This is a genomic window from Mesorhizobium sp. M7A.F.Ca.CA.002.05.1.1 (genome assembly GCF_003998335.1).
Lineage (GTDB): Bacteria > Pseudomonadota > Alphaproteobacteria > Rhizobiales > Rhizobiaceae > Mesorhizobium.
In genome coordinates, this window is the sequence record NZ_RZQI01000563.1 from 1 (window position 1) to 4,013 (window position 4,013).

The following is a 4,013-nucleotide window of genomic DNA, read 5'->3' on the forward strand; positions in this document are numbered from 1 at the left end:
CTCTTCAATGAAGGTGCGGATGGCCAGGAGAACGACGATCACGAGTACCGACGCCAGCCCCCACCAGGAACCAAGCAGAAGTGCAGTGCCGGCGAAGAAAAGAATGGCGCCGGCGTACATCGGATGGCGGACGTAGCTGTAAGGCCCCGTGGAGATCACACGTTGTCCGCGTTCATCCTGGATCTTCACCACGGGCGCCGCGAAACTGTTCTCCAGCATCGTCAGATAGCAGATCCAGATTCCGAGCAGCAGGACGAGCGCGCCGACCACCTGCACCCAGACGGGAACCACGGACCAGCCGAAACGGACGTCGAATCCCATGAATATCTGCGAACCAAAGATGGCGAGCAGTAGTATGGACAGCAGGACCTTGTCGGCCGTGTCCTGATTCTTCTGGATAGGAGAACTCAACCGCTCATTCATCAGGCCGGGATCGCGCCTTGCCAGCGCCACGCCCAAGGTGAGACTGAGCCCCACCATCCCCACCAGATAGACCCAGGCCCCCGGCCAGCGCAGCGTGCCGGCCGACAGGAAGAGCAAGGCGCCCATGGCGCCAAACCAGACGAATGTTTGGAGGACCAATTTCGCGATCATGATCGACCTTTCATGATATCCGCTCACTGCACTGGCAATTTCAGACCATTGGTCTACCATACCGACCATCGGTCTGTAATTCAAGCGAACTGTGCAGAAGGTTCATCATGCCCCGTGTCATCAAGCATCCAGAGTTCAGGCGAGAAGAGCTTCTGGACCATGCCCAGACCCTTTTCCTGACGCAGGGCTATGACAAAGCGAGCCTCAACGACGTGATTGCGTCCGCCGGCGTCTCGAAGGGCGCCTTCTATCACTACTTCCCCTCCAAGGAGGCTCTTCTGGAAGCATTGGCCCATCGCTTTGCAAGACAGGCACTGGCTGGGGTGCAGGACATAATCGACGATCCGGACCTAGACCCGCTTGGCCGCCTGAATGGCCTGCTCAGCCAGTCGCGGCGGGCAAAGATCGAGACCGCGCCCGAAGCTTGGACTCTTTTCGAGACGATGTTTCGGCCTGAGAATCTGGTGCTTTTCCACCGTATCAATCTGGCCGCCAGCGCGTCGTTTTCACCTCTGCTGGTCAAGATCATCAGGCAAGGGATCGAAGACGGCACTTTCAGGACCTTCGATCCGGAAGGTGTTGCCGACATCGTCATGCAATTCGGCATGGCCACGCATGACGTCGTTGCCAAGGCAATTGCCGGCGGCAGCGACGCCGACATGGAGATCGCGATCGAGGCCCTGGAGAAACGCGTCAGGCTCTACGAGATCGCTCTCGACCGCATACTGGGCCTGCCCGATGGAAGCATCCGGATCGGCGAGCCCGGCTATGTGCGCACCGTCATGACGGCCAGGCGGCGAAAGAGTGCCGGCAAGGCGCTGGCCAAGCCTGATATCTAGTCCTTGTCCCAGCGCGGCCGGCGCATCGAAAACACCTCGTCGACGCTGGCATAATCCATATAGCCGAGACGGGCGACATTGCCGGCCTTGGTGATGTCGAACAGGCCGTCTGTCAGGAAGGCGTCGTCGATGTGCACGCCGACCACTTCACCGGCAACAATCACAGCGCTTGTCGGCGATCCGTCCAGCGCCTTTGGCCGAAAGACTTCCGTCACCCGGCATTCGAGCGCGGCCGGCGCTGCCGCCACGCGCGGCGGCGCCACCAGCCGAGACGGCGCCATGGCAAGATCGGCATAGACGAACTCGTTGACGCCGCGCGGAGCATTGACCGATGTGCGGTTCATCTTCTCCGCGAGATCGCGGCTGACGAGATTGGCGACGAACTCGCCGGTTTCCTGGGCGAAGGAGGCGCTGTCCTTCTCGCCTTCGGAGGAGAACCAGACGATGAAAGGCCGCGTAGAAACGGCATTGAAGAAGGAGTATGGCGCGAGATTGACCTCGCCTGCCCTGTTCAGTGTCGAAATCCAGCCGATCGGACGCGGCGCCACGATCGCCTTCGAAGGGTCATGCGGCAGGCCGTGGCCCTTTGAGGGTTCGTAGAACATTCAGCCCGCCCACGGTCCCGAATAGTCACTGTACAGCTTTGCCGGATCGGGCCGGGGCCGCTCCGGTGCCGGGCCGGCATAGGAGCCGATATGGATGAAGCCGATGACCCGCTCCTGCGGCGCCAGCCCCAGCAGCGCCCTGCCCTCCGGCACATCCGAATACCAGTTGCTGATCATGTTGGTGCCATAGCCCAGCGCATTCGCTGCTATCATCAGGTTCATCGCCGCCATGCCGCCCGACAGGAACATTTCCCATTGCGGGATTTTTGGATTGTCCCTGGGGATCGAAACGACGCCGATCACCAGTGGCGCGCGCGAGAATCGCGCCAGTTCCTGGTTGCGGCGGCCTTCGGACAAGGGACCTTCCCGCTGCTCTGCAAGCGCTGCCAGTTGGCTGCCGATCTCGACGCGGGCGTCGCCACGGTAGAGGATGAAGCGCCAGGGCTCCAACCGGCCATGGTCGGGCACCCGGGAGGCAGCGGCGATCATCGTGGCGATCTCCGCATCGCTCGGCGCCGGCTCCTTCAAATCGGGGATCGGTGCGGAGTTTCGGGTGAGCAGGAAGTCGATGATCGGCGACGCCATGGGCGCAAGTCTCCTGGACATTCTGTTTTGAGCTGAAGCGCACCATCGGGGATTCGGGCGGCTCGGGCATTGGCGCGGGATACGCCGGAGGGAAGAGTCGTTTCAACTCTTAAGCCTTGAAATTGCCACCGCCATGGGCTTCAACGCAAGGCATGTTTGAGGGGACTGTCCGTCTTTTCCTGGTCTGGCTCGGCGCGCTGATATTCATGGCGCCGGTTTCGCTTGCCGTGGCGCAGAACGTCGACGGTGTCACCGACCTGAAGCTTCCGGGAATTTCGAGCTACGCGACGCCGAAAGGCGAGACGTCACTGGCGCTGAGCGGCGGCGGCGCCATCACATTGTCCGCCCAACTAACCGACAAGGGTTCCGACATCACGCGCGGCATCGTCTGGCGGGTTTTCAAGCCCGAAGCCGTCAACGGCAAATTGCCGATGGTTGCCTCCTCCCATGGCGGCACCGCCGTCTTCCAGCTCGAACCCGGCAGCTATCTGGTTCACGCCTCCTACGGCCGGGCCGGCGCCACCAAGCGCATCACTGTCGGCAAGGACGCCAAGCGCGAAAGTCTCGTGCTCGACGCCGGCGGCCTCAAGCTCGACGCAGTGCTGTCCGGCGGCGTGCGCATTCCACCAAAGAAGCTGCGATTTTCGATCTACGAAGGCACCGCCGAGGCCAATGGCGACCGCGCGCTGATCATTCCCGATGTCGAGCCCAACAGCGTCGTGCGGCTCAACGCCGGCATCTATCACGTCGTCTCGACCTATGGCGCAGTCAACGCGGTCATCCGCTCCGACATCCGTGTCGAGGCCGGCAAGCTGACCGAAGCCACCGTCGAGCACCACGCCGCCGAGATCACCATGAAGCTGGTGCGCGAAACCGGTGGCGAGGCGATCGCCGACACATCCTGGTCGCTGCTCAACGAATCGGGCGATCCGATCAAGGAAACCGTCGGCGCCTTCGCCTCGATGGTGCTGGCCGAGGGCGACTACACCATCATCGCCAAGAACCGCGACCGCATCTATCAGAAGGATTTTACGGTCGTGGCCGGGCAGAACCAGGAGATCGAGGTTCTGGCCACCGAGGCCGCGGCGATGGATCCCGAAGAAGGCGCGGACTAACCTTCCGCGGCAGGTTTCCTGTTTTCAGGCTGCCATCTTGGTCCGCGCTGGCAGGAACGGAATCCGGCGGCGCGCCACGATTGGCGCCAGATCGAACACGCCGCGATACAGCCGGTCGAGCAATGCCTTGCGGTCGCGCAACGGCTCCAACTCGCTCCAGCTCAGCACATCGCCGACGCGCACGTCTATCGCCTTGCCGGACAGCCGCGCGAATTCGTGGATGAGCAGCGACGTGCGCAGCGTCAGCGAGGCCTTGCCGACGAATTTCGCCACCC

The 4,013-nt window shown here is 62.3% G+C and carries 5 protein-coding genes and 1 pseudogene; 2 read left to right on the top strand and 4 right to left on the bottom strand.

From position 1 onward, the window contains the following. A partial coding sequence (locus tag EN939_RS23995) for a methyltransferase family protein (protein ID WP_164751176.1) occupies window positions 1-594 on the bottom strand: 594 nt, incomplete at its 3' end. Between the two features lie 107 nt (window positions 595-701). On the opposite strand from EN939_RS23995, the gene EN939_RS24000 reads away from it, so the two are divergent. After that, entirely contained in the window at window positions 702-1,433 is a 732-nt protein-coding gene (locus tag EN939_RS24000) for a TetR/AcrR family transcriptional regulator (protein ID WP_127270168.1), read from the top strand. On the opposite strand, the gene EN939_RS24005 is transcribed toward EN939_RS24000, so the two are convergent. Next, window positions 1,430-2,038: a flavin reductase family protein gene (locus tag EN939_RS24005; RefSeq protein ID WP_127270170.1), complete on the bottom strand. Its 609-nt coding sequence runs from the start codon at window positions 2,036-2,038 to the stop codon at window positions 1,430-1,432. The two genes, EN939_RS24000 and EN939_RS24005, sit on opposite strands and share 4 nt — an antisense overlap. Beyond that, complete coding sequence (locus tag EN939_RS24010) at window positions 2,039-2,623, bottom strand: nitroreductase family protein (protein ID WP_127270172.1); 585 nt, start codon at window positions 2,621-2,623, stop codon at window positions 2,039-2,041. 152 nt (window positions 2,624-2,775) lie between these two features. On the opposite strand from EN939_RS24010, the gene EN939_RS24015 reads away from it, so the two are divergent. After that, window positions 2,776-3,738, top strand: a complete 963-nt coding sequence (locus tag EN939_RS24015) for a hypothetical protein (protein WP_127270173.1) — start codon at window positions 2,776-2,778, stop codon at window positions 3,736-3,738. 24 nt (window positions 3,739-3,762) lie between these two features. Here EN939_RS24015 and EN939_RS24020 read toward each other — a convergent pair. Further along, window positions 3,763-4,013: pseudogene (locus EN939_RS24020) on the bottom strand (glycerol acyltransferase); the annotation flags it as partial.

Coding starts and splice junctions, on each gene's coding strand:
- EN939_RS24000 (WP_127270168.1), top strand. CDS start 702: ATGCCCCGTGTCATCAAGCATCCAGAGTTCAGGCGAGAAGAGCTTCTG.
- EN939_RS24005 (WP_127270170.1), bottom strand. CDS start 2,038: ATGTTCTACGAACCCTCAAAGGGCCACGGCCTGCCGCATGACCCTTCG.
- EN939_RS24010 (WP_127270172.1), bottom strand. CDS start 2,623: ATGGCGTCGCCGATCATCGACTTCCTGCTCACCCGAAACTCCGCACCG.
- EN939_RS24015 (WP_127270173.1), top strand. CDS start 2,776: ATGTTTGAGGGGACTGTCCGTCTTTTCCTGGTCTGGCTCGGCGCGCTG.